26 protein-coding genes and 1 pseudogene are annotated in these 26,894 nt (G+C 30.7%); 12 read left to right on the forward strand and 15 right to left on the reverse strand.

Going from position 1 to position 26,894, the window contains the following annotated elements; all coding sequences use genetic code 11:
• Positions 1-481 precede the first annotated feature (481 nt).
• Entirely contained in the window at positions 482-1,369 is an 888-nt protein-coding gene (locus ACIP9G_RS02720; protein ID WP_401017197.1) for a hypothetical protein, read from the reverse strand.
• A gap of 303 nt (positions 1,370-1,672) precedes the next feature.
• Between ACIP9G_RS02720 and ACIP9G_RS02725 the strand changes: the two genes are divergently transcribed.
• Entirely contained in the window at positions 1,673-2,041 is a 369-nt protein-coding gene (locus ACIP9G_RS02725; RefSeq protein WP_401017199.1) for a VOC family protein, read from the forward strand.
• 121 nt (positions 2,042-2,162) lie between these two features.
• Here the strand turns inward: ACIP9G_RS02725 and ACIP9G_RS02730 are convergent, their stop codons facing one another.
• On the reverse strand, positions 2,163-2,618 hold the full coding sequence (locus ACIP9G_RS02730; RefSeq protein ID WP_401017200.1) for a hypothetical protein: 456 nt from the start codon (positions 2,616-2,618) through the stop codon (positions 2,163-2,165).
• 213 nt (positions 2,619-2,831) lie between these two features.
• Here ACIP9G_RS02730 and ACIP9G_RS02735 point away from each other — a divergent pair.
• The 6 genes and pseudogenes from ACIP9G_RS02735 to ACIP9G_RS02760 form a co-directional block, all read left to right on the forward strand.
• Positions 2,832-3,191: pseudogene (locus ACIP9G_RS02735) on the forward strand (recombinase family protein); the annotation flags it as partial.
• An 80-nt stretch (positions 3,192-3,271) separates the two neighbouring features.
• Complete coding sequence (locus ACIP9G_RS02740) at positions 3,272-3,805, forward strand: sigma-70 family RNA polymerase sigma factor (protein ID WP_401017201.1); 534 nt, start codon at positions 3,272-3,274, stop codon at positions 3,803-3,805.
• The gene (locus ACIP9G_RS02745; RefSeq protein ID WP_010858146.1) at positions 3,798-4,817 is read left to right on the forward strand and encodes a DUF4179 domain-containing protein; all 1,020 of its coding nucleotides are present in this window, start codon (positions 3,798-3,800) and stop codon (positions 4,815-4,817) included. Before ACIP9G_RS02740 ends, ACIP9G_RS02745 begins: the two co-directional genes overlap by 8 nt.
• A gap of 257 nt (positions 4,818-5,074) precedes the next feature.
• Positions 5,075-5,494, forward strand: a complete 420-nt coding sequence (locus ACIP9G_RS02750) for a hypothetical protein (RefSeq protein WP_401017204.1) — start codon at positions 5,075-5,077, stop codon at positions 5,492-5,494.
• Positions 5,495-5,772: 278 nt separating this feature from the next.
• Positions 5,773-6,636, forward strand: a complete 864-nt coding sequence (locus tag ACIP9G_RS02755; protein ID WP_401017206.1) for a helix-turn-helix domain-containing protein — start codon at positions 5,773-5,775, stop codon at positions 6,634-6,636.
• Positions 6,637-6,689: 53 nt separating this feature from the next.
• A complete protein-coding gene (locus ACIP9G_RS02760; RefSeq protein ID WP_401017208.1) occupies positions 6,690-7,067 on the forward strand; it encodes a VOC family protein in 378 nt (125 codons plus the stop codon).
• 637 nt (positions 7,068-7,704) lie between these two features.
• Here the strand turns inward: ACIP9G_RS02760 and ACIP9G_RS02765 are convergent.
• Positions 7,705-9,120, reverse strand: coding sequence for a YfcC family protein (locus ACIP9G_RS02765; RefSeq protein ID WP_401017210.1), 1,416 nt, complete (start codon positions 9,118-9,120; stop codon positions 7,705-7,707).
• A gap of 278 nt (positions 9,121-9,398) precedes the next feature.
• Positions 9,399-10,553: a M20 metallopeptidase family protein gene (locus ACIP9G_RS02770; protein WP_401017212.1), complete on the reverse strand. Its 1,155-nt coding sequence runs from the start codon at positions 10,551-10,553 to the stop codon at positions 9,399-9,401.
• Between the two features lie 443 nt (positions 10,554-10,996).
• Between ACIP9G_RS02770 and ACIP9G_RS02775 the strand changes: the two genes are divergently transcribed.
• The 3 genes from ACIP9G_RS02775 to ACIP9G_RS02785 all read left to right on the forward strand — a co-directional run bounded on the left by ACIP9G_RS02775 (position 10,997) and on the right by ACIP9G_RS02785 (position 13,844).
• Entirely contained in the window at positions 10,997-11,449 is a 453-nt protein-coding gene (locus ACIP9G_RS02775; protein WP_340825663.1) for a MarR family winged helix-turn-helix transcriptional regulator, read from the forward strand.
• A gap of 404 nt (positions 11,450-11,853) precedes the next feature.
• Positions 11,854-12,867, forward strand: coding sequence for an ornithine cyclodeaminase family protein (locus ACIP9G_RS02780; RefSeq protein WP_401017214.1), 1,014 nt, complete (start codon positions 11,854-11,856; stop codon positions 12,865-12,867).
• A gap of 14 nt (positions 12,868-12,881) precedes the next feature.
• Positions 12,882-13,844 (forward strand): threonine ammonia-lyase, encoded by a 963-nt coding sequence (locus ACIP9G_RS02785; RefSeq protein ID WP_401017216.1) that lies wholly within the window; start codon positions 12,882-12,884, stop codon positions 13,842-13,844.
• 1,011 nt (positions 13,845-14,855) lie between these two features.
• Here the strand turns inward: ACIP9G_RS02785 and ACIP9G_RS02790 are convergent.
• The 8 genes from ACIP9G_RS02790 to ACIP9G_RS02825 all read right to left on the reverse strand — a co-directional run bounded on the left by ACIP9G_RS02790 (position 14,856) and on the right by ACIP9G_RS02825 (position 21,842).
• The gene (locus tag ACIP9G_RS02790; RefSeq protein WP_483869659.1) at positions 14,856-15,059 is read right to left on the reverse strand and encodes a WapI family immunity protein; all 204 of its coding nucleotides are present in this window, start codon (positions 15,057-15,059) and stop codon (positions 14,856-14,858) included.
• Positions 15,060-15,122: 63 nt separating this feature from the next.
• A complete protein-coding gene (locus ACIP9G_RS02795; RefSeq protein WP_401017220.1) occupies positions 15,123-15,584 on the reverse strand; it encodes a hypothetical protein in 462 nt (153 codons plus the stop codon).
• Positions 15,585-16,030: 446 nt separating this feature from the next.
• Positions 16,031-16,318, reverse strand: a complete 288-nt coding sequence (locus ACIP9G_RS02800) for a hypothetical protein (protein WP_401017222.1) — start codon at positions 16,316-16,318, stop codon at positions 16,031-16,033.
• A 402-nt stretch (positions 16,319-16,720) separates the two neighbouring features.
• The gene (locus ACIP9G_RS02805; RefSeq protein WP_401017224.1) at positions 16,721-17,302 is read right to left on the reverse strand and encodes a hypothetical protein; all 582 of its coding nucleotides are present in this window, start codon (positions 17,300-17,302) and stop codon (positions 16,721-16,723) included.
• Positions 17,303-17,391: 89 nt separating this feature from the next.
• Positions 17,392-18,693, reverse strand: a complete 1,302-nt coding sequence (locus ACIP9G_RS02810) for a WD40/YVTN/BNR-like repeat-containing protein (RefSeq protein ID WP_401017226.1) — start codon at positions 18,691-18,693, stop codon at positions 17,392-17,394.
• A 408-nt stretch (positions 18,694-19,101) separates the two neighbouring features.
• A complete protein-coding gene (xerA, locus tag ACIP9G_RS02815; RefSeq protein WP_401017228.1) occupies positions 19,102-19,944 on the reverse strand; it encodes a site-specific tyrosine recombinase/integron integrase in 843 nt (280 codons plus the stop codon).
• A 293-nt stretch (positions 19,945-20,237) separates the two neighbouring features.
• Entirely contained in the window at positions 20,238-21,233 is a 996-nt protein-coding gene (locus tag ACIP9G_RS02820; protein ID WP_401017230.1) for a hypothetical protein, read from the reverse strand.
• A gap of 258 nt (positions 21,234-21,491) precedes the next feature.
• On the reverse strand, positions 21,492-21,842 hold the full coding sequence (locus ACIP9G_RS02825; protein ID WP_401017232.1) for a helix-turn-helix domain-containing protein: 351 nt from the start codon (positions 21,840-21,842) through the stop codon (positions 21,492-21,494).
• 133 nt (positions 21,843-21,975) lie between these two features.
• Here ACIP9G_RS02825 and ACIP9G_RS02830 point away from each other — a divergent pair, with 133 nt between their 5' ends.
• Complete coding sequence (locus ACIP9G_RS02830) at positions 21,976-22,968, forward strand: DGQHR domain-containing protein (RefSeq protein ID WP_401017234.1); 993 nt, start codon at positions 21,976-21,978, stop codon at positions 22,966-22,968.
• A gap of 369 nt (positions 22,969-23,337) precedes the next feature.
• Here the strand turns inward: ACIP9G_RS02830 and ACIP9G_RS02835 are convergent, their stop codons facing one another.
• The 3 genes from ACIP9G_RS02835 to ACIP9G_RS02845 form a co-directional block, all read right to left on the reverse strand.
• A complete protein-coding gene (locus ACIP9G_RS02835) occupies positions 23,338-24,330 on the reverse strand; it encodes a hypothetical protein (protein ID WP_401017236.1) in 993 nt (330 codons plus the stop codon).
• Positions 24,331-24,596: 266 nt separating this feature from the next.
• Positions 24,597-25,616 (reverse strand): hypothetical protein, encoded by a 1,020-nt coding sequence (locus ACIP9G_RS02840; protein WP_401017237.1) that lies wholly within the window; start codon positions 25,614-25,616, stop codon positions 24,597-24,599.
• 233 nt (positions 25,617-25,849) lie between these two features.
• The gene (locus ACIP9G_RS02845) at positions 25,850-26,203 is read right to left on the reverse strand and encodes a hypothetical protein (RefSeq protein ID WP_401017239.1); all 354 of its coding nucleotides are present in this window, start codon (positions 26,201-26,203) and stop codon (positions 25,850-25,852) included.
• A gap of 316 nt (positions 26,204-26,519) precedes the next feature.
• Between ACIP9G_RS02845 and ACIP9G_RS02850 the strand changes: the two genes are divergently transcribed.
• Positions 26,520-26,786 carry a hypothetical protein gene (locus ACIP9G_RS02850; protein ID WP_401017241.1) on the forward strand — a complete coding sequence of 89 codons (267 nt, stop codon included), beginning with the start codon at positions 26,520-26,522 and terminating at the stop codon, positions 26,784-26,786.
• Positions 26,787-26,894: the final 108 nt, after the last annotated feature.

The following is a 26,894-nucleotide window of genomic DNA, read 5'->3' on the forward strand; positions in this document are numbered from 1 at the left end:
CCTTCGACAAGGGATTTACTCCTTTTTTCTATTCAGATTTTTTCATTCATATCAGGTAATTAATAACCCGTGTTCTCACTTGCTTACTGAACAATATTTATCAGATATTCATTCAATATAGTTTTTAAATTTATAGTTTCACTTTGGTATTTCTGTTTAAAGTAACCTTATACTCCTGCCTCGTTAGCTTAAGTACATTGTTTCACAAACTCACATCAATATTAACATAAAATCCTATTTTTTATTTAGAAGTGTTATTCAATTAAATGGCCCTTTAATAGAAAAAGACGCACTTCTTATTTAAGAAACGCGCCCGATTGTTGAATAACGAATATAATTCCAGTTTTCATACTCAGTTTTATATTAAATTAATCTTCCCTTTAATGAAAACAAGCGCTAATCCTAATTACAAAATATTACTAATGGGGTAGCACCTTGTGTATTTTTAGTCAATTCCAATTAAGTAATTCAACCTAAAATTCTATTCTATATTTTTTTTAGCTGCGTAATCACCATAAAAGTAAGTGTCCCAAAAATCACCATATTTAGGAGTGGCAATTATTGTATATTCCCCATTTTCGTCAACTTCAAACAAAACTACACTATTATGTTCCCTTCCCACAAAATGTTTTGAGTCATCTACGAGCATATAGATGCTGTATATTCCCTTTTCTAATACTTCACTTTTTTTGAAGTCATCAATTAATTCTTTGGCGTTTGGAATAGTGTGTTTATTTTCATTTATGTCAAACTTAAATTGGAAATTTACCACACCTATTTTCGATGCATACCTTCCATACCTGTCATCACTAATATTATTTCTTGGGTCGCTTGGTACCAATGTAGGTAAAAGTTTAATAGTATCTATCTTTTGTGTCATTTTAAAATCGTCAAGTAGCTCTTGATAATTACCTACACCTATCTCAATATTGTCGTAGGGAAATATTGAAACAGGTCCATTTCTTACTGGTTCATATTCATTAGGGTATTTCACTAAACCATATTTTGTTATTAGCTGTTCAACTACTTGAACTACCTTTGGATGTTGCTCAATATATGCACCCTTGAATTGTGAAAGGTAAATATCGTCATGACTGCCCTTTCCTATAACCTTCAATGTATCTCTATCAATCATTAGGTGCGGATAAGCACGATATGGCTCTTTCATTTCTATATATGTTTGATGGTCAATACTTGCAAACCAGTTATTACTTGCCTGAATAACAGAAAACTCACCTTGTATTCCATAGTTTGTTTCTAAATATTCTTGTATTGGTTGATTCAGATCATCTTTAGAGAAACATCCACTAAGAATTAGGATTGATGTACTTGCTAAGATAACTTGAATCAATCTTTTAATACTCTTCATTTCCTAAACTCCATTTCCTAAATTTTGATAATATTATAACATTTTCTGTTAAACTAAGCTGCCACGTTGGCATAAGTACATTTCTTCACAATCTTAACGAAATAATTAATAAAGTCACTACATAATCTGGCCCTTTAAATGAAAAAGACGCGTTCCTAAATAAACGCGCCCGATTGTTGAAGATCGTTATCGAACTAAAGCCCCTATTAATTGAATAAGATACTCAAGTGATTTTTTAATAAAAAGGATTCTCACTATTGTATGTAGAATATTTACATTAATACTAAAAATAGGTGGGATAAAATGATGAATCAGGTTTGTGTTATAAGTATTTACGTACCCAATTTAAACAAAGCAATTGATTTTTATACCAATACTTTAGGTTTTGAATTAAACAAGCAGTATGGACCTAACATTGCATCACTTGTACACGGAGAGTTGCCAATTATTATAGAGGAGAACAATAATACAACCTTTAATCAAGATAATAAAATTACGGGAGTTGTATTAGGTTTACGAACTGAAGATATTTATGAAACTGTTAAATTCTTAAAAGAGAAAAAAGTGGATTTTATTGTAGATGAACCAACAAATTGTCCTCCAGGAAAATATATTAGTTTCAAAGACCCCTTCGGAAATATTTTAGAATATCTCCAATTTGGAAATATTTAAAAATAATTAAAAGTTCAACATAATTGTTGAACTTTTTTTAAATCCCCTTCTTCAACTAACCTGCTACGTTAGTTGAAGAAGAAAGCTCCCAAAGCGGGATTTGGGGACATTTTTGTGATTTTCATATACCACAATGATATATATAATATTTGCCCTCAGACAGTTGTTTGGACATAGAAATGATTTTTTCAAATCTTTCTATAGTGTCATCTCTTTCAAAACTTAACGTATCTTCGCCCTCATCGAAAAAAATACGTTTTTCGATTATATTTGGACCATTCTTAAATAAATCTCTCCAAGCAGTAAAAATAGAAATAAGGGAAGAAGCCGAATGTTCGTCAAATAATGTTACCCCAATTTCATTAATCCCTATCTCTTTCGGCATTCCTGGCAAACTAGGGATTCTACATGGAATCCATGTAAGAGAATCATGAATATAATCAAATATTTTCATATCAACTGTAGTGTAATCAACAATTATATCCTTGTGATTTTCTTTATTTCTATAAAATGTGTCAAAAAATCCTTCATCTTGTGTTTCGGTTCTTTTTATCAAAAAAAACTCATGTACGCTCATGCATAACCATCCTCCTGTGTAAAGAAACCATTTAATGTAATAAATAACAATGATATCACATAACACTCGTTTATTAGATTAAATAAAGTCCCCAAACCGTCGTTTGGTAATCTTTCATTAAAAGTTGTTATTCAACAATATGGCCCTTTAATGAAAACGAGCGCTGATTCTTATTAAAGAATCGCGCCCGATTGTTGAATAAGGTACCGATTTGTTCAGCTACAGCAATTAGTTGAACAACTCCGAGAAAGAGACATACACTTTGTTATTTTAAACTTAGGAATTGATACCAGAACACCAACTAGTAAATTTTTCTTAACGGTAATGGCAGCAGACTTTAGTGAACTAGATAGTGAAATGATTAAAGAGAAGCAACATTCAGGAATTAAATTGGGCAAGCAAAATGGTAATATCGAGGAAGAGTTAAAAAAATACAGATTTTAAGCATAAGAATCATGCTATTGAATTACGTAATACTCCGATAAAACTGTAAAGGAGATATGTACAATTACAGGAATCAGTCAGGCGGCATTTTATCGTAGGCTAAAGGAAATGGAAAAAGATAATGTATAACAATTTTAATGTGTTTAATTATTTTGCAACCGATTTACTTCCTCATTCGACTTTATTGTGTAACGGAGAGGAGAACCAAAATGGATATAGCAAAATTAGTAAAAAAAGCAAAAAAGGGTGATGATGAATCATTTGAACAACTGATAGGTTCTGTTCGACAAAAGCTGTACCGAACAGCCTATGCGTACGTTAAAAATGAACAAGATGCTCTTGATGTCTATCAAGAAACTATTTATACTGCCTATATTTCAATAAAGACATTAAAAAAGCCTGAAAGTTTTTCGAGTTGGATTACAAAAATTCTAGTTTTTAAATCGATTGATTTTATTCGGAAAGAATCCCACCATTTTACTACAGATAATGAGGAAATCTTTACTGAATTAATCGCTTCTGAAAATGTTGATTTTATTATGCATTCGATGGATTTATCAGAAGCCTTTAAATTCTTAAATCCTACTGTTAAGACCATTATTTTGTTGAGGTATTATCATGATCTGTCTATTAAGGAAATTGCCACCATAATGAATTATCCGGAAGGAACCGTGAAATCACACTTAAATAGAGCGAAAAAAGAGCTAAGACCCATTTTAAAGGAGGGTTATCTTTATGAATAAAGACAAATTCAATCAATCTATCAACAACATAAATGTACCTATTGAAAAGCTAATGGCAAGGGAGAAGACGGCTATCTTTCAAGCCAAGAAAAAAAGAAAAGTAAGAACCTCAAAACGGTCACTCTTGGTTGCGTGTGGGTTATGTATTACTTTGCTCGGTTCTGGATTTGTTTCAACAGGCATGGCAGAAGCATTATCAAATATCCCCCTAATCGGTCCAATTTATAAGGACTTTAGAGACATTGCCTCAGATAAAATTGAACACGATCAACTTACGACAGTAATTGATAAACAAGATAGTAAAAATGGCTTAACAATGACTGTAAAAGAAGCAGCTTATGATGGCAGCCGGTTAATCGTAACATTAGTTTACACAGGAGAAAAAGAACTTTCGATGAAAGAAGAAATTGTCGGCTTTAATTATATAACAATTAATGGACAACCAGTTAAACCAGCGATTGGTTCAACAGGGCAAGATGACATAAACTCGAAAACAATAATTGAACATCATCAATTTACTTTTTCTAATTATAATGAATATGGAGATAAAATTGAGATTGCGGTCCATGGAGAAGATTTATTTGGCTATGAGGGCAAGTTGAAGGTGGCTTTCCCACTTGAAAAAATAAAAGGTGATGTATTTGAGTTTTATCCAGAAGTTACAACTGAAACGGTTGATGAAGTTTATACTTTAACGGCCGACAAAGTAACATTTTCACCTCTATCAACTAGAATAGACCTAACGATTGATTACCCTACTGAAATGGATGAAAACGATAGTTGGCCATGGTTTGATTTCTCTGTAGTCGATGATAATGGTCATGTATATGATAAACTGAAACTACAAGCAGGCATGGCTGGGAACTATGGTCATCATATGGTACTGACTTTGCCTCCAATGGATACGATACCAAAATCATTAACACTCAAGCCAAGTCATACAAATAGTGAAGGTTTTAGTGAAGAAATAAAGGAACTAGAATTGGTCGTTCCTTTAAATAAAAGTAAATAAGGACCTAAGCCGGATTCCAAAGCCATTGGAATTCGGCTATTTCACATTAAAATTTCTTAACGTTGTAAATCCCCTGACGGGACCCCTAAAAAAGCCTTTAAATATGATCTTAGATTATTCCACAATCTGGCCCTTTAATGAAAAGGAGCGCTGATTCCTTTTACAGAATCGCGCCCTATTGTTGAAATATATGCCCTTAATATAAGGATAAACCTCATCATAAAGGGAATCATATCTTTCAAAAAGGTGATTTGCTGATGAATAAAATTATACTATCCATAATTGTTTTTACTTTTCTTTTACTTAGTTTTGGTGGAACAACTACGGAAGCAAAAGGAAAGAGCGAAATTATACCCCAGAATCAATTCCCAAGTTTAATGGAAAGAGCGTTTCTTAGGAGCCTTGGTGAAACTATCCTTGATATAATGAGGAAGCACGGTGATAATCAGTTATTCGAATACGGGAGAATAGAAAAAATATCTGGAAACGATCCATATGACGTCTCATTAAGAGTCATCGGGTTCGAAGGAGCGCATAATCCACCATACAAATTAATTCGTATGACCATTCGTATACCAGGGGATAAGGGTGCTAACTATAGTGTTTTGTCTTATTCTAGTCGGCCCATCTCTGACAAGGAATTTGATAAGCTAACTGAATATCCTGCATATGATTAAAGTGGCTATCCTAAAAGCTTTATGTTTTCCGCAATCTGGCCCTTTAAAGGCGAAAAGCGTATTCCTTTTTAAAGAAATGCGCCCGATTGTGGAAGATTATAACCACCATAATTCTTGTTAAACTAAAGCACCCGATAGTTGAATAACTTTATTTCCATAAATTATTTGAGATATGGTTCAACCAAATTCATTAGTAATATATATGTGTAATACTTAGATTCCATTTTTATGTATAATAAAGTTATGAAAAAATAAAGATGTCTAATGGAGATTGTATTATGTCAAAAAATGATTCTACCAATTTCGTTTTACATGCAAAAAGCGACCAATTTTACTGGGAAGGAGTTGGCCAACTGTCCATAAAAACATTTTCTAATGGTAAAGCCCATTATAAGACTAATAAAGGCATGTTTGCTGTTGAAGAAAGTAGATACCTGCTCCTTAATGAAGGTTCGTACACAATTTCAATTGATGAAACAAAGGAAGTGGAATCTTTTTGTGTTTTCTTTAAAGATGGGCTTGCAGCTGAAGTCTTTAAAACATTAAAAGAAACAAGCGATAATCTTCTCAGCGATCCATTCATGAATACAAGTTCCATTTCCTTTTTTGATAAAACCTATCATAAAAATAATACTTTATCTATTCAACTTGAAGCTTTTAAACATATTTTACCTAGCCTCGAAATTAATTCTATTGGTTATGAAGAACTATTTCATAAATTAATGCAATCTATTTTGAATGAACATTTTAATACGTATAAGGAAGTTGAATCTTTAAGTGCAATACGTACTTCTACGCGTGAAGAATTATATAGAAGGATATGTATAGCTCATGATTATATAAGAGCCTATTATGACAAAACCATTAAATTAAATGACATTTCACGCATTGCTTGTCTATCTCCAAATCATTTATTAAGAACATATACACAAATATATGGTAAAACTCCTCATCAGCATATTTCAGAGTTTAGAATAATAAAAGCAAAACAACTTTTAGCAGAATTAAGTAATAATATGACCGATATTACCTTTAAACTCGGATTTCAAAATCCTGTATCCTTTAGCAAAATGTTTAAGCAACATGTTGGCATATCTCCTAATGAATATCGAAAAAAGGTGATATTGGATAAGAAAAATTAAATAAAATAATTTATTCTTTTTATAATCTTATATTTTGAAGGGGGAAAAGTATTATGGAAAATAAAACAATCAAAAAAATTGGACAAATCGGAGTACCTGTAAAAGATTTAAATAGAGCAATAGATTTTTATAAAGAAAAATTAGGTCTCTCGCTTTTGTTCAACACTAATAATATGGCATTCTTTGATTGCAATGGATTGCGGCTCATGTTAACACTTCCAGAAAAAGAGGAATTCGCGCTTTTAAGCTCAGTAATTTATTATGAAGTAAGTAATATTAAAGATACTTATGAGCGCTTATTAGGTAAAGAAGTTACTTTTATCGACGAACCACATGTTGTAGCTAAAATGGGACAAACAGAAACCTGGATGGTATTTTTTAGGGATACAGAAAATAATACTCATGCATTGATGAGTGAAGTACAAGTTTAAGAAAAACAAAAGGAGACCGTCTAAATAACATGAACGGTCTCCTTCTTTTTATGTTAACCTATGTAAACCTCATAATCTAGAGGGATTTTTACTCTTTACTTTATCACTATTAGTAATACGGTTCATCTTGCTTTATGTGAAACCAACGTTATTTATTCAACAATCTGGCCCGATTGTTGAATAAACTACTTTATTATTAATAGTACACCGTTTTATTGGATTACCTAAGATGTGAATATTCAACTATAAAATTTCCTAAAATAAAATAAAGCATAAACTTTCAATTTGGAAATTTATGCTTTACGGTACAATTTAACATAACCCCTTTGTTATAATTAATCCATTTTTCCATATCCCTTTCTACAGCACGATTTTGCCACTAAAACCAGATACAAAACACTCACTACAGTTACTATATATTCCAATTTTGTTGTTCATGTCCTTACATGTAAAAAAGAACTTTTTACCACAACTGTAACAGAAGATAACTTTATTTTTATAGAATTCCATACCTATTCATTTCATGTAATTTTATTTTTAATTATTTCCTTTTAAAATACAAAAAATCATTAAAGACTTTCTATCCTTAATGACTTTTCTAATTATCTAACTTCCAAATTCGCTTCTAAAATTTTATCTAATACGGTCCATATTTTATTATTTGAGCAATAATAACGGAAATAATCCCGATTCCATACTGTACTAAAATTAATGGCCATACCCACTTTGCCCAACGACTCCAGGGAATTTTAGCTAATGAAAGCGCTGCCATGAAATATCCCGATGTAGGGAAAATTATATTACCAATTCCATCTGCCATGGAAAAGGAAAGAACTGCTGTTTGTCGGGTTACTCCTAGTAAATCTGCAAGAGGTGCCATAATAGGCATAGTTAATGCTGCCTGGCCACTTCCTGATGGAACAACAAAGTGAATGAAGGATTGGAGAATAAACATTCCTGCTGAACTAAATACAGGTGGAACATGTTGAAGTGCAGATGATGTATGATATAAAATTGTATCAATAATATGCCCCTGCTCTAAGACGATTAGAGTAGCTCTTGATACCCCAATTACCAATGCTCCAGTAATTAAACCAGCTGCCCCATTCATAAAGGATTGAACTATTTGATCACTTGAAAGTTTTCCTAAAATCCCCATAATAATTCCTGATAAAATAAATAAACTAGCAATTTCAGTGATATACCATTGGAATTTAATAACACCAATAACTAAAACTATAAAGTTAAACAAAAAATATCCAAGAACCAATTTATGTTTTTTTTCAAGAACTATATTTGAGTCAATTATTTTTTCTAATCCTATAGTTTGATAGTCTGCAAAATATCCTAATGAACGGTCTCTTTTGACTTTCATTGCATGTCTATAGACAAACCATACAGCAATAACATACATAAGAATAAACAGTATGATTCTATACATCATTCCTGAGAAAATTGGGAGTCCTGCAATTCCTTGAGCAATCCCCACAGTAAAAGGATTCATTATAGCAGTTGTAAAGCCAATTGAAGCTCCAATCAACACTATTGCTGCACCAGTAAGTACATCAAAACCTAGAGCAATTGCAAGAGGAATAAGAATTGGAATATAAACAAGCGTTTCTTCCGACATCCCCATAAGAGATCCACCTAAAGCGAAAAATAACATCATTACTGGGATTAGCCATTTTTCTTTATTAGCCAACTTTCTTGATACAACTACCATTAAGGTTTCAATTGTTCCTGTAGCTGTGAGTACACCAAATGCTCCTCCAATTATTAAAACAAAAAAGATAATATCTGCAGCACTAACCATACCAGAATGTATTGCCTTGAAAAAATCGAAGAATGATGCTGGTGATTTATCAACATATTTAAATGAATCTGAATCTACTATCTCTCGACCATTAAAATCTATCCTTGCATACTCTCCTGCTGGAATAATATGCGTAAATACAGTAGCAACCAGCAAAACAATTAATAGAAGAACATATACATTGATTGTTCTTGGTTTTTTTATTTCTTTTTTTGAAGTTTTTTGCTGAACGTGACTCATGATGATTCCCCCCTATACCATTAAAACCAGATTGTATTTACTGACTATTGTTCATTTTCAGTAAATTGATTTTAAAAAAACTCTCTTAGTTATAATCACATTTAATAGATGTATATAGAAAAAATATTAAATGAGAATTAGATTTTATTAAAATAAATCACCCCCTTACAGTCAATCTATAGACTAGATATTTCAACAAGAAATTCTAAAAATCTATTGAAGTTCAAATAATATTTCGAGTACCTTCTTGTTTATAGACTTAGTAAAATTCTATATATTTATTGATAATTCTTTACAATATCAATTAACAATTGAATTGCATTTGGGAAAACACCTTCATCAATATCGAAGCGTGGATGGTGATGAGGATAATTACTTTTTTCACTACCCATCCCTACAAAAATAAAAGCCCCTGGTTTTTCTAATAAATAATGTGAAAAATCTTCACCAGCCATTACTGGATCGATAAGTTTGATAACTTCTTTACCAAATGAATCTTGAATAACTTTTTCAACAAATTTAGAATTATTTAGGTCATTCACCAGTGGTGGTGTCCCTAAGAAATAATTAACTTCTCCAGAAGCTCCAAATGATTCACAGATTCCCGCCGTTAATTGAACAATTTGTTCCCTCATTATTTTTACTGTTTCAGGCGTTAAGGCTCGTACTGTGCCAAAAACTTTCACAGAATCAGGTATAATATTAAACGTTGTTCCAGTTTCTATTTTTCCAATTGAAATTACACCAGGATGTACTGGATTTAAAGTTCTACTGATAATTGATTGCAATGCCTGAATTAAATATGTGGAAATATATATAGGATCAATAGTTTCATGCGGTGCAGCTCCATGTCCTCCTTTTCCTTTAATAATAATTTCAAATTCATCAGCAGAGGCCATCATTGAGCCATATGTAAAACCCATTTTCCCTCTTTCTTCTCCTTGCCATAAATGCAGACCAAATATTGAATCAACATTATTTAGAACACCTTGATCTATTAATGCTTTTGCTCCACTTGGAGTCATTTCTTCAGAAGACTGAAAGATAAAAATAACATTATGTTCAATTTTTTCTCTATTTGTTGAAAGCCATTCTGCTACCGCTAATAGAACAGCAACATGACCATCATGTCCACATGCATGCGCCACTCCAGGTACTTTTGAAATATAGGGCTTGTCCCCTTCTTCCATTATCGGTAGTGCATCAATATCAGCTCTTAATGCAATAGTTTTATCACCTTTTGAACCTTTTAAAAAACCTACAACACTAGGTTCATCAAAATCCAATAACTCAATATTAAATGTTAGTAGCTTTTCTTGAATAAATTTAGAAGTTTTATATTCTTGTCCTGATAATTCTGGGTATTGATGTAAATATCTCCTAGTTTCAATAGTCCGGGATATTAAATCATCACTTAAAACCGTGTTGTTCATGTAACATTCCTCCAAATTGAATAAGATTTACGAAAGTACTAATAATAGTTTTAAGAATCACTATGTTTAATTTTTATAAATAGTTATAATTAAAGAAGTATATTTTGTTATCTATAACTTTTTTTCTATAGACTAGTAACCTAAAAACTATATAAAGTATTTAGTTTAGTTGTATTTACAACTAAATTCTTTTAAAAAAATATACTCCATACAAAAAAACTTTTTTAGTTGTATTTACAACTAAATTCTAATAAAAAAATAATAATACCTTTAATAAAACCTGTGAAAATTTCTATTTAGTTGCATTTACAACTAAATAGTGATGAAAAAAAGAACTTTCTGAATTAATGAAAATTTCTTGAACACATTCATGAGTATAAGGGATTTTTTTTTAGTTGTAAATACAACATAACATTTTTTTGAATTACATCAGGGGGAAAAAAATGATAGAGATACTTCGCGAAATTGGAATGATCGCTAGATGCTTGGATTCTATTAGTAATATAGAATTTAAAGAATTGCATTTATCTAAAGGACAATATTTATATCTTGTAAGAATTTGTGAGAATCCTGGTATTATTCAAGAGAAACTATCAGAAATGATTAAAGTTGATAAAACCACTGTTGCTCATGCAGTAAAAAAATTAGAAGCACAAGGATTTGTAGAAAAAAAGGACGATTTTGAAAATAAAAAAATTAAAAGGTTATACCCTACTAAGAAAGGTGAAGACATTTATCTTTTATTAAAACGAGAAGAAGAACATTCCGACATAGTTGCTCATAGAGGGATTGATAAAGAAGAAGCACAAGCTGTTTTAAAAACATTAAAAAAAATAAGAAGAAATATAGAGATTGATTGGGAGTTACTAAAAAAAGGTGAAGAGAGAAAATATTAAAAAATTCACCAAGAGAAAACACATAGTAAAAAGCTAACTGATATTAATAATATATATTCATAAGAAAAATATTATTAATTTTATTTAACTTAGTACTTAGTACAATCCCCTTCTACCTGTTTCATTTATTAATATTATTTAAAATATTATTGATAAACTAAAAAAACTATGTTATTTTAATTTTTAAGTTATAAAACAAATAATATGATGCTTGTATTTTCCCCCGGGTTAATACATTTAAAGCACTGGATTTCACTCCGTTAGGGCCTTTTTAGGAGGAGTGAGATTCAGTGCTTTATTGTCTTTTTTAGGGTAAAAGCCACTTTGAATCTAAAAAAGAGGGATTTATAACTTATAAATTTTTAAAAAATAAAATTTCATGTACCTAGAAAGGGGCTAATTTAATGTTTGAAATTCGTATACTTAGTAAGGAAGATGTAAAAAAATTAATTTCAATCCAACAAGTTATAGAAGTTGTTGAAAGTGTCTATAAAGCAAAGAGTGATGGCTTAACAGATGTATGGCCAACAGTATTTTATGAATTCAACCGAGGTAAAGCAGATTTAGATATTAAATCAGGTTACTTAAAAAGTAAGCAACTTTTCGGGCATAAAACTGTCACATGGTTTGGAGATAATACCGAAAAAGGAATTCCAACACTAATTGGTATGATTGCTGTATTTGATGCAGAAACTGGTATGCCAATAGGTATGACAGATGCTGCTTATATTACTGGTATGAGAACTGGAGCAGCTGGTGCATTAGGTGCTAAATATTTGGCTAGAGTAGACGCAGAAAACTTATTAATTGTGGGTGCTGGAAATCAAGCTATCTTTCAAATTGCGGCTACATTGACAACAATACCTACGATTAAAAAAGTACGAGTAGCTTCACAGCAACTAGCCAATGCAAATAGTTTTGTTGAAGGAATTTCTCAACAACTTAAACATCAGTTCGGTATTAACGTTGATAATATCAAATTCGAAGCTGTAGATTATTTAGAACAAGCTGTAAATGATAGTCATATTATCATTACGGTTACCCCTTCAAGAAACCCAATCATCAGAAAAGAATGGTTGCAAAAAGGAACTCACATTTCTTGTATTGGAGCTGATATGGAAGGAAAGCAAGAAATAGATCCTGAAATACTGCCCTCTTCCTTACTTTTTGTAGACGATATGATGCATTGCAAAGAGGTTGGTGAAATAGAAATTCCTCTTAAGCAAGGCATTATAAATGAAACAAATATCATCGGAGAATTAGGCGATTTAATAGTTGGTAAAGTTAAGGGAAGAACAAGTAACGATCAAATAACAATTTTTGATGCTACCGGCATGGCACTCTTAGATATTGCTACAGCTGATATGGCACTAAAGGAAGCAGAAAAAAATAAACTTGGTTCAAAAACTAATATTTAAAAGGAGATAAAATTATGAGTTTACAATTTAATGAAATCCAAGAAGCATACACACGAATTAAGAAGTATGTACCCACTACACCCTTAGAAGAATCTTATTATTTAGGGAATCAAAATCAACGCTATTTCTTTAAACTTGAATCATTTCAAAGAGCAAAAAGTTTTAAAATTCGTGGTGCATTAAATAAAATGATGACTCTAACCACAGAAGAAAAAGAACGTGGTATTGGAACTATTTCTTCTGGAAATCACGGAAGCTCTGTTAGTTATGCAGCTTCCATCCTTGGTATCAAAAATGCAAAAGTTATTGTTCCTAAAAATACACCTCAAAGTAAAATAGATAAAATTAAATATTTTGGTGCTGATGTTATGCTGATGGGAAATAGTTATGATGAGGCACATGCTCTCGGAATGACTTATATAGAAGAAAATGGTCTTACATTTATAGATGCATATTATAGCGATCCCAAAATATATGCAGGTCAAGGAACAGTTGCTATAGAAATTTTAGAACAAAACCCTGACATAGATACGATTGTGGTACCAATTGGTGGTGGAGGCTTGATAACAGGCATTGCAGTTGCTGCGAAATCAATTAAGCCAGATATACGTATTATTGGTGTGCAAACAGAAGCATGCCCAGCAATGATAAATTCTTATAGAGATAAAACCTTTTACGAAGAATACCCAAGTGAAGAGTCAATCTGTGATGCTTTAATTGGAGGTATAGGAAAGTTAAGTTATGAAATGGCAAAAGATTATGTTGATGAATTTCTTATGGTTTCAGAAGAGTCAATTGCTAAAGCTGTTAGTTTTATGGCAAAGGAAGAAAAGTATATTGTAGAAGCTGCAAGTTCTACGACTGTAGCTGCAATAATGGAACACAGAGAAAAAATTGGTGGTCAAAATATAGCACTTGTTATATCAGGTGGAAATATTGATGGAAAACTCTTAACCTCTATTATGGCGAAGTATTAAAAAATATAAAGAAACCTCTCCAGACAGGATATAAATTTTCACTTTTAACTCGTTTGATTTTACTTTAAAAAAAGGAAAATATTAGATATTTTCTTTTGGTTCAAGCTAGAGGGATACCAAGTATCATCATATTTTTATTAAATAAAAATATAACGGATTTGGAAACATTCTATTTTCTAAATCTATAATATTAAAATGACACTAAACCAAATAAACTTTTGTGTTTAGTGTCGTTTGATCGTATAATTTTCCAGAAAATTCTATTAAGGTTAATCTTAATTTAAATAATAATTAACGACCATTACGGTTAATGGTCCCTACTTTGCAGCTGGCTTAAAAAAATAATCTTAAAAGAATAAAGGGCATTCCCTTAGTAAAAACAGGTACTGTCCCTTTATATCAATTTATTCTTTTTTTGCGATTTTGACATAAAACATCGATAAAAACACTAGAGTTACTTGAAGAATAAAATTATTTGTAAATTCGCTTTTTTCTGACGGTGCCCTACTTTTGTCTTTCTAGATAATTTAAACTAATTCGTTAGTTCATTAACTTCAACACACTAATATGTGTTTTACTTTCCTCAACAATCTGGCCCTTTAATGAAAAAGAGCGCTGATTCTTGTAACAGAATCGCGCCCGATTGTTGAAGATTGTTTTTAAATTTAACACTGTAATTGAAGTATAGGAACGAAAAAATGCAGTTTTAAAGATTCAATTATACAATTTTTTATTCAGATAACACACTCTTCATAATCTTGAAAAGTACTATTATAGCCCTTTATATATATTTGCATAAGAAGCTGTATAAACAACATTTCTTGGATTTAGGTCTCTTTCCAAACTTTTATTTAGGCACATTATTGTGTATGGCCTTAAATAAATATTACTCTTTAGATTTAGCTATATGTTTGGTTCAACAACTTTTTTCATACCCAACAATGTTGCAGGTAAATGACTTTGGTCTATTACAAATTCAAATTCCAACTTATTTTCTTGACTAGGGAATTCTTAAAATTTACCTTTCAGACTAATTTGTCCAAATGGATTAAATTGAAGTGTGAAATACAACTTTCCATCTAAATTGGAAAATGTAATATTGCCTTTTAATGTTTTATAAGCTTCTTGTAGTTGAAGGTATAACAAAATAAGCTCATCTATCGTAATCCAAAGTTCTGCATTCATTACATAGTAATTCCCACTTTGAATGGACACAATCTGTTATTTCGTCTAAATTTATTTAAATAAATCTTTGATTAGCACCAAGTTTAATTTTATTCAAAATTCATCACCTCGTACTAGAATGCTACCATAAAAGCTACCAAAGCGTGTTTTTTTCCCAAGCTTTGATTTTGGAACGTTTTTTCGTCCATCGGAAATACATCGAAAAATATGCCCCACCAACGTTGGAAGAAAATAACATAATGCTAGTTGCAAAGTAAAATTCAATAAAAGAAAATAGCTAATACCCAAGTTGCAAATCACTATACCTATTAATGATTTTAAGTTGTTTTTAAAATTACTGAAAAGTGGAATTATCAAGGGTAGTAATATAGAGCAACCAATCAATAACATACCTACTAATCCACCGATTACAACCATTGCCACCATCGCTCCAGCTGCGTTATCTAAATCCTTTACAGTAACTAAAGCATCATTTTGGAATTTTTCCATAAATAACTTTGAACAAATAAATAATACGAATAATATAAAGGCTGTAAATAAATTAATTTTCACCATAGCAAAGGACTATATTCTTTAAACTTGCGATTTTTCATATATATCCCACATATCCAATTTTATCTAAATTATATAGATAGACGGTTGAAAATGTAAAGTTGTATTTGATTAAAAACTTCCCCAAAGAGTCCTTTGTCACCATTTCATTGAGAGTCTATTTATATGTATAGCAATTCAGAACAAATGGAATGAACAGTCTTTTTTAAAATTATTTTCCGCAGCGTTTCAGTGTGTTGTTTTCTAATGAAAACAGCGACAAACACTGATTTAACAGTGCTTGTCGCTGTTTGAAATGTTACCAAGCTTGCGTTTGGAACCTAGTTATGTATACGTTATAAATCCTTGTTGCACTAATGCACTCAAAAGAATCTTAAAGAAATTCAATTCCCCAAAGGAAGTAACTCTACCTTGCCTTTCAGTTTTATATCATCAGGCGTCTTTTCTTCTTAGATTAGGTAAGAGATGACATAATCGCCATCAGGAAATCCGTCAAATACCTTCTCATAACGTTCATTCGGTTTTAACACGCAATTAGTGATCACATTGTTTGGATCCTCCAAATGATAAACCTTGAATAGAAAGCTTTCAGCACCAGAATTGGTTAAAGATAGTTTGAATGGAATCTCTTCAGGATAAGAAAAATAAGTTTTACTTGAACCCATCCGAGACGCAACCTCTTCATCAATTAAAAGGGGACAAAAGCCACCTTCCATTTGGTCTTGGTACTTTTCCATATAAGTGTCCAGCTAAGATTACAGCTTCCTTTTTTACCACTTCTTTCACTTCATCTGGTGCTATTTTTAAAGATGGTTCTTCTGTTAGATTTGAAAATGCATTACATAAAGGTTGAACGCAAATCATTTGTCGTTCAACCTTTTACAAATGTTAATTTTATTAACTTAAATCAGAAAGAGTGCTTTAAGGCTTAATATTGTAGAGATATCCTCCAGAAAAATTAATTGCTCAAACTATTGGTATAAAACGGTTCCCTACAGATTTCTCCAAAGTGCTTCCAAAATATCTAGATTCAAAAGTAGTACGGGTGCTACGAACTTTTACAAAGAACATTCAAAGCTTGTACTACTCTTGACTCTGATTGAATACTATAGAACTAAAGACTGAATGAATGTCCTAGATTAAGGAGTAGGTGCTAAAACAAATTGAAGATCCATTGTTGGCTTTTCCCATTGGAGTGCACTTGTATATGCAGCATCGCTTGTAGAACAACCTAATCTTGTATCAGAACTATTATAAGCACTTGTACGGCAAAAACCCCACCAAACATCAATAGCATAATCTGATAGAGAAGGATCAACTCCTGTATCTTGTACATAATAAGAGTTAAGATTAATCCCTTCATAATTTTTTATATATTGTGGTGTCATAACTATCGAACCGTAAGGGACTGTACTATCTACTGTTTTTTTCTTCATTGCTACGTAACCTGACTGTGGAAGTTTTGAACTGCTAGTATACCTAAGTGTACCATCTGCTTTATATTTACTTGCCGTATAAGCCGTTACATTTTGATTAAGCTTTTTAAAAGTTTGAGCTGGTCCATATGGTGAAACAGTATCATTAACTTCTGTAATAGCATCGAATTCTGTAGTAGCATCGAATTCTGTAGTAGCATCAACTTTTGTATTAGCTATTGCTGATAATGGTGCTAAACAAAATATTAAACTTACAATAATGTATAAACCTAATTTCACTTTCATATAAACTCCTCCTATAAATTCTTTTTTTTATCATTATTTTCATTCTAGTAATTGATGGTTCTAATAAATATAAATTAATAAACAATTCCTCAATAATTCATGTCTTCCCAATGGTAATCTGGTATTGTTGCGATAAATAAATCATTTTGTGAAATTTCTAAATCTGTTATTATCCCTTCTTTTTCTTCATATAACCTTTCTACTTCCCAGTTAAAAGCATTATCTCCATATTTAATCAAACAAATTATCCCATCTTCAGAAATCCCAAATAAATTGTTTCTCTTTTTTATTAATTTTTTAAACTCATACTTGTTTTGTATTTTATTCCATCTTTCATCTGTAAGATTTAGAACCCACAGTGAATAATCTGAAAGAAAGAATAAATTATCTCCTATTAATTCCATATATGTTGGTGTTTCTAAACCCTGCGCTAATTCTAGAACACTCCATTTACCACCATTCTCTTGCAAAACATTTCCATCACTTGTTAAAAGAGTCACTGTTCCCGTATCGGAAATTTGTAATGAAGTAATTTTCTCAGATTTAGGTTGAGAAATTGATTCCCAATTATCACCACCATCATTTGATTTATGAATAAAATTATTAGTTAAAATGGCAATATTATTATTTGATGAGTATTCAATAAACTCAATCTTATTTTCTGTGGTTAAAATTCTTTTCATTTTATTTTCGGAGATTTCAATCCGCCAGAGTCCATATTCAGTCGCAGCATATAATTCATTATCTAAATTAACCCATGCATTAACTATTTCCTCATTAATATTTAAATTAAGCCAATTATTGTCGTAATTTTCATTGAATTCGAAAAAGGGTTTTACTGAAATATTAAATACCCTTGGCTTTTGATCTCCCCAAACAACTACTTGACTATTTTTAGACGATACCCCCTTGATAGCCATTCCTTTTTTTAAAGTTTTTGATTCGTTGGTTCCTAAACGTGCTCTGATCAACCCGCCTCCCTTCGGTACTTTGTGTATGGCACCAACTATTTCGCCATTTTTCACATCGAACTTTATATGTGTAAAAAGCTTATTCTTGTCATTTCCTAATACTGTTATAGTAGGTTTGCCATTTTCGCTATCAATTGTGAAATGGTATCCTGTAGCCCAATCCACACCTTTTTGTAAATCAAATTTTTCCTTTGCAAGTTTTACTAAATAAGGGCTATCAAATTTAATTTCATCTAATGTTAAATCTCCAAAACTAGGACCCCGACCCTCATGAACACCATATATTTTTCCTTTTGAAATTCCTACAAATAATTGTTGTTCTGTGCTTGAAGACCCAAAACTCATTGTCCAATTATATCGTTTTCCTGTTGCTCCCCTTGTTCCTCCCATATCTTCATCAACACTAGTTACACTTTCCAAATAAGCATCACTATTCCATTCTTTTGCTCTACCTAATCCCAGATTAATAGCCTCTTTAAGAGATAATTCTTCACTCTCTTCAGAGGATGCTTTTTCTTCTTTATCATTTTTAGTCAGTACATTAAATAGACTAAAAATAAATACTATGGAAAGGGTACCTAGGATCCAATAAACTTTTTTTTGTTACTCAATAAAATCACCCTCTATCATACTTAGATCGGTATATAGTATAATAATTCTATTTAAACCAACATTATCCTTTATTTTTATTAATAATTTTTAATGTAGTAAACTTTTTTTCACTCGACTATTATAATTTTCAGGTAAAAGGTGAAAATATAGAAGCTGGCCCTATAACAGAAAAGACACACTTTTACATGGGTGTATTGAATTACTTAGGGTCTAATTTCAAAAGTATTTACTGTAATAATCTTGTCTTAGTTTTCCGCTTAACTGAGCATATATCTTTGTCGTCTCACTCTTTTCATGCCCAAGTAAACTTTGGATAACATCTATTGGCGCACCGTTATTAATCATATGCGTTGCATAGCTGTGTCGTAATTGATGAGGATGTATACTCTTTTTTATTCCAGCCCGATTTGATACGCGCTTAATAATATATCTTAAATTATCAATGCTCATACGCCTTTTAGGCTTTCTGTCCGTAATAAATAAACACGGATCTTCATCCTCCCGTTCATCTAAATACCTTTTTAACCAAATGGAACAGCGAGTATTAAAGTATACTTCTCTTTCTTTATCACCTTTCCCTTGAACAATGACGGAATTTGTTCGAAAATCAATATCATCACGATCTAATTTTACTACCTCCCCAATACGGCAGCCGGTTGAATACATAAACTCAAATAGCGCATTTTCCATCGTTGATTGACAAGCTTCCCTTAGATGTTCGATCTCTAATTCCGAGAGAAACTTAGGAATTCTTTTACCTAATTTCGGCTCTTTCAATTTAGCAGCAGGATTTTTTAGAATATATCCCTCTTCATGTGACCATCTAAATAGTGATTTAACACAACGAATCCTATGCCCTAAACTGGATGGCTTTAAGTGTTCTCCTGACTGTATTAAGTACTCTTTTAATTTTTCTGTATTAAATCCGTTCATATCAATATCACCAAAAAATCGCAATAAAAGATTGTATTGATAACAATATGTTTTTAATGTAAGTGTTGAATATCCCTCGATTTTTTTATCTTGTTGGTATTTTTTCCACGCTTCGGATAATAACATTTATCTTTCACTCTCCTACTAAGGTTAAATCTAGTATTCTATATTCTATTATGTTCAGAGAGAGGCTTTTTCATACAGTGATTATTCAATAAGCTAAGATATTGATAATTTCCGAAGTCTTTTTAACCAGTTAAAATTAGAAAAGGGGCCTTCCCCCTTTTTCCAGGAAAGCGCCCGATTGTTGAAGAACTACGAAAACAAAAAATTACTGCTATTTATTAAACTACAACCGAATAATAACAAATAAAAAAGAGAGGCTATTCAATATTGTTGTAGAATAACTTCTCTTAGATTTACTTCTGTTCTAAAAATGGCTTAATTCCTTGATAAATAGAATTTAGTATCCCTTCAGGACTATGATGTGTTGGTTCAACAGGAATTACTGAGAAATCATCCTGCTCGTTGATAGGTAATCCTAATTCTTCGTTTGTTGTTATGTAGACATCACATTCAAATGGAAAATCATAATAAAACTCATTGTCAAGGTTAGGAAGACTAGCTGTTGTCAAATTACTACTTCCTACTATGGCAGATGTAACTTGTTCACCTTCTAAATCAGACAACTTTAGAGCAATTTTTGAGTGCCACTTTATATTTTTTAACTTGGGTATTAAAATAATGCGAACCGGAACATCATATATTTTATTTTTATACAATCCATAGTAAATAGAATGAACAAACATATTAAGTTTACAAAAATTGCATTCAATCTTACTATTTTTATTGTCGTCTATAATTCTTTTGATTTCATCCCAAAAACATTGAATTTCTGCTTCAAATTCGGAACTTTTTTTACCTTTATTCTCTAGAAATTTCTTATAAATATCATTTAATTGGTTTACCGTTCCGCAAAACGATGTAAAAAACCAATTGGATGTATTAAGATAATGTTTATTGATTTCGTTTAGATGTTTCTCTATATCTTTTTTAGTGATTTTTTCAGAAAACTCACCCTTTTTGAGTACTTGTTCCAGTTCATTTTTTTTATTGTAGATATATTGATATTCGTGGTAATCTACAACAGATTTATTTTTAACATTGTAATCGCTACCTGTAAAATTTTTTTCCATTACTTTTATATTAGGTTTGATATATCCAGCAATAATAACAATTTCATTTATTTTTTTATCAGTAGCAGCCTCAACAATCCAATCGATTAATTTAGTTTTAAATGCAAAAAAACCTGATGACAATATTAGTTTTTCTCCTTCACTCTTTATTAAGTTCTGAAGTGCTTCCGCGAAAGGACTCTTATCCTGTTTTTTTCTGAAAAGAAAAGCCATCGACATTATTACATTCCTCCAAATACTTTCATATATAAGAAATATTATTCTATTTCTTATATCGAATAACCTTTTTCTATACATATAATATCCAATTTTATGGCCCGATTGTGGAATAAGAAAAGATCCTGCATATTAACACAGGATCTCTAATCACTCTATATTTTTTAATAATTGAACTTAGTTATAAAAGATCAATCTTTTTTATAGGTATTTTATAATTCACAGGCCTGGTATTAAACTCTGGTACATAAAATATATTCTTCAACCTTTGTATGTATTAAATATTTCATTAGCTATATTTAATACTAAACGGACTTCTGTTTCACTTTTGTCTTCAATTAGATTTTGTAAGATCATTATCAACTCTTTTTTTTCAAAATACCTATTATCGAAATTTAGAGTATCAAATTTAAAGATACTACTTGGTGCTTCTTCCAAGCCTTCAGTAATCTTTTCTAAGGTCTGAATGGTAATATTTCTATCCCCTCTTTCAACCCCAGCCAAATATGACGTTTGCATTCCACATTTTTCGGCCAATTCATCCTGAGTAAATTTTTTCAATTTCCGAATTTCCTTGATGTTACTACCAACTAATTTGACTAAACTATCCACAAAATCACCTCACATTTAGACTATGTGAGGTTTGAACTATCTTACAGTTATATATAGTATAAATTTGATTGAAATATGTACTTATAAGTACTATAATGTTTGAGTATTAAATTTACCTTAAGGAGTTTTTAATATGAGTAATCACTTACCTTCAAATATAGCAATTGAAAATGTATTACAATCTAAGATGCGCGGTCGTGTTACTTATCAGGGCTTTGTTTCATCTCAAATTGCAGTCAACTTTTCTTACTCCAAACTTTATAACGACCCTTCTGGCAAAGGCTATCAACGCCCAATAGATAAAAAACGTTGTAAAGATTTTGCAAATTATCTATCTCAAGGTGAAGAGGCACTTTATACCCCAATTTTATTAAATGCTTCAGGAAATTGGGAGTTTCATGCTTATGATGGTCAGAGAAGAAATTTTGGGAGATTAATTTGCACAAAGAAAGCTACTTTAATGGATGGGCAGCATAGATTAGGCGGAATTAGTGAATATATCAATGAAACAGACAGTATGCTTAATGTTCCCTTCTTAGCTTTTCATTATTTAGATGAGGATGAAGAAATAAAATTATTTGATGTAATTAATTCAAAAGCTAAGGGTATTGGGACATCACTAAGTCGCTATTTAAATAGGGATAATGATGACCTTAGCTGGGTAGCTACAAACTTAATTCTTAAGCCTGAGAGCCCTTTCTTTAGTAAAGGGACCTTAATAGGAAGACGAACAAAAGATAAAAACGTAACATTACAAAATTTGTATAACATCATAAATTTATTAACTAAAAAATCTGCTTTAGCCAATCTTTCTAAAGAACGGAAATTAAATATAGCATTATTTTACTTCAACTTAATTAAAGATTTGTTTCCAGAACAATGGGAAAATAATCAGTTATATAGAATGACACATATAACATGTCTAAACGCATTGGCAATTGTCGGGAATAAAGTAATTAATAATAACTTTTCAATAAAATCTCAACAACCAGATTCTGTTGAATTAAAAAAGCTTTTAGTGAACTTGAAAGAGATTGATTGGTTGTCTTCAGGGAATTTAAAGTACATTAAAGGCGCTGCAGGGTCTAAAATGCTTGCAGAGGATATTTTGAATTGCATGAACTAAGAATTAATCCAAACTCAATTTACTAATATAATGAGTAACCCAAGCAATTGAAAAGTATATAAATTAATTGCTTGGGTTTATGATTTTATCACATTTTTTATTGCTGGAAGTTATAATAAATACCTCAGTTTTCCTCATGCCAAGGTCTTTAATACTTCAGTTATACTTCTTTTGTTATATAAACAATTCTTGTTTCTCCTTACATCTTGTTACAGCCATAATAGAAAATCATAACCACCATTTATTCAGATTTTGTACAATTTAACAAATATAGAATAGAGCATATTTTAGAGAATATTACTCCTATAACATGCTCTATTATACTAGCTCTTCTTTTTTTCATTATAACTGTATCATGCTAATGCCCATTTAATTTTGCATTTTTCCTATAAGTTTACATAAGGCTTTAATTTTATTAAATTTTATAATCAGCTTACTTTCTATAACTACATCATCAGCATTGTATGAAAACGGATTTAAAGAAACTGCAAATGCTAATGCTTCTATACACATGAACAATCTGTAATAATTTATCTTTGTATAAAAAATTTTGTTTACTCCATGTAAAATTGAATGTCTGTTTAATGGATATTCAGATTTTGATTTATACAAAAAATTCAAACCGTAAGTTTCATAAGATATTAATAAATCCATTCCTTCATCTATCCTTCTAAGAAATGTTTCATCTTCTATGTAATCTGAAGGAACCTCGTCAACACTATAAAACAAAACTTTATTAATCCAATTTTGTTTTTGATTTTTCATAACCGCTTTAAAAGAACTACTAGAACCATTTTTGTCATAATAAATTTTGTTTACTTCACAAAACTCTCTAGATATACCTTCAATCACGGTTAAAAGCAAAGTAATGGCAGCTGCGATATTATTAAAATAAAAACTTTCAATAGATTCTTTAATTAAATGTAAATAATCTTTAAACTCAGGAATTCTTGTGTAGGTGCCAGTAATTTGCATTGCAAATCGTTTTTCACAATAAATATCTTCTAGCACTTCTAATAAACTTGAAATATCTGTTTGTAATATTCGATGAACATCTTTATTAGCCACAAACGGTGGTAATATTAATTGATGTTTTTCCCTTAAATCTTCACCCGTGGAAAAATCGTTTTTTATATTTTGCAGAATTTCATTTTTTGACTCCAAAGGAATTGCATATTTAACTTCTGAATTACAAATTACCATGCTAAGAAATTTACAATGTCTACCTAAATCCTGTAACATAATGTTTTCTTCTGGAATATCGAATCTTTCAGTCATCTTTTTTATTAAATGCGAATTATCTGTTTTACCCTTTAAAACATTATTATAATAATGATAATAAGGACTATTTTTTTTACTCATTTATATTTGATAACTCCCTTATTGTTGTTCCTACCATTTACCTTCACCCATATCTTCATAAGCGCCTTCTAAATAATCAATATATAAATTTTTTTCATACATTTCTATTTCTAATTCACCCATTTCACAATTAACAATAATGCTTCATCGGATAAGTCTTCATATATTTATTTTTCGTTTATAATTCACTAGTTTGGAAGAGTGTATAAGTAAATAGTATTTGTAAAATGGTTACAAAGACCATATTTATATGTGTTGTGTTGATATTATTGGATGAATGAGAGTAAGTCTTTCTCCAATTGTTCTGCTAATAAAAAAATATCATTAATTTCTCTTCTTTCTTTACGTAGTTTATTTTTCTGTAATTTCTCACCATATCCCACTAGTTGTCTTATATCATCATTATTCCAACCTGAAGTATAGAAAATCTTTTGAGTATAAACAGGAACTATTTTTCCTGAAGAAGTTTCTCCTAATTTCTCAATTAAAAGAGAATCAAAAATTGTGTTAAGACCTTGATCAAAAGATACAAAAATCGGTATTTCAATATATCCTGTTTTCTCTGATAATTGTGCTGCAATTGTAGGAATTGTTAAATCTATTGCTGCTGCATATAACTTGTTAAGTATATACTCGTATCCTTTACTTTTCTTTATTCCTTTTAATATATTTGAATCTTGTCCAAAATAATGAATTGCAAAGGTTTGGGTAATTGGAGAAAATATTCTCACTTCGTTTTCCATGAAATCTAAAAATGAAATTATTTTTACTTTATCTATTTTTTCCGTATTATAATGCTTTAACATAAAAGCTTTAACAAGCATGACATAGTTAATTATTGATATATGCTTATATAATCCATTATTTTTTAGCAAGGGCACTTTTGTCATATTAATTGGAGTGGTGAATTCTTTAATATCAGATATTGGAGTTGTATCAACATCAATTTGAAAAACCTTTTCAAAACATTTTGTCATTATTTTATACTTCTCCAAATTTAGATTACCTGTTTTTTTATCTCTAGAAGCCTCTTCACAGGAATATTGATAAACAATTCTATAAAAATTATTTCGTATTAATTTTATTGCTTCGATAAAATCGTCATACATCTTGCCATAAGTTTTCATAAATTCTTCCTTATTCATGACAAATTCTCGAATCATAATGGCAAAATTGGTGTCTATAACAAATAGAAATGGAATATTAATATTTCTTGCAAAAAAATCTTTTGCATCATAGATTCTTCCGTCATGCCATGTTGATGAAAAAATTCTTCGGTTCTCCATTTTTATAATCTACTCCTTATGCAATTCTATATATAATTGTTACGATTCATTAATATCAATTTAAGGATAGCAACTTTAACATTAATAACCAACAAATAAATCTCCCTAAGAACTAGAGAGATGATCTTTTTATCGAAGATATAATGTAAGAAATTCTGTACAATTACACAAATATACAAAAACCTCTTCGTATTAACGAAAGGGATAAAAATTATAATTTTGTACATATAAATCTATAGAGATATTCCTGAATCACACCCATTATAAATCATTGTCACTTGTGGATCATGGAAAATTTTTTTAATTGCATTAAACTGTGTGTACATATTACTAACAACTTTATCTTCATATTTTTCTAGGATAATCGGCAGTGAATCTAATGACCACTTCTCCCATTCCTTTTTATATTCCTTAGGTTCCTTTAATTCGACGAGATGACCAATCCCCCAACTAATAACTGCTCCATCTGGAAATGTAGCACATGGCTCTAACTCTATAAACGTTTTCTCTTTATGTTTAATTTTAAATGCATCAGCATAAGCTCTTGCCTGCGATGGCTTTTCAGCTAAAATAGCAATTTTACCCATTAAATAATCACATCTTCTTTTAAATATTTGAATAGCGTTTTTATAAAAACGGAAAACTCAACTAATCGGATTAGTTGAGTTAATGAATACCCTACCACTATTTTACTTTAAACGATATAAAATATCTAATGTCTTCGTACTCGGAACACCCTTCATCAAATATATAATTTTCACTAGCAAATTAATAGGATTCCCAACTATCGCTTTGTTTTATTAATTATCAAGAGGTACGCAACGTTTTCTACTCCAACTAACGAAACATGATTGCGGAAAAATAGTGGAAACATATGGTAGAATTATTAAAAGGGGGATAGTTATGTTTTTCTTTAATAAAGAAGATGTGTATATTGGATATTCAATGGAAGAATTATCAAAGGTAAGAGCCATCTTAAACAGTGAAGGCATAAAATATACCTATAAAGTAGTTGACCCCTCAACACAATGGATTGGACATGGTACTAGGAGAGGTAACTATGGAAGTTTTGGAATGAACAGTAATTATGATAAACAATATATTGTTTCTGTTAAGAAAAAAGACGCAGAGCATGCGAAATATTTTGTTCATCGTGCATTGCATTCTTAAGTTTTATTTTTTAACAGGGTGCTAAAAAAAGGTTCCATCTCATTTGAGATGGTCTTTTTTATTTACAAGATGAAGTTAGTAAAAAACGGAAAAACCCTATTTGTCTGT

The organism is Lysinibacillus sp. NPDC093197, from assembly GCF_044754025.1.
In the GTDB taxonomy this organism is placed as follows: Bacteria; Bacillota; Bacilli; order Bacillales_A; family Planococcaceae; genus Lysinibacillus.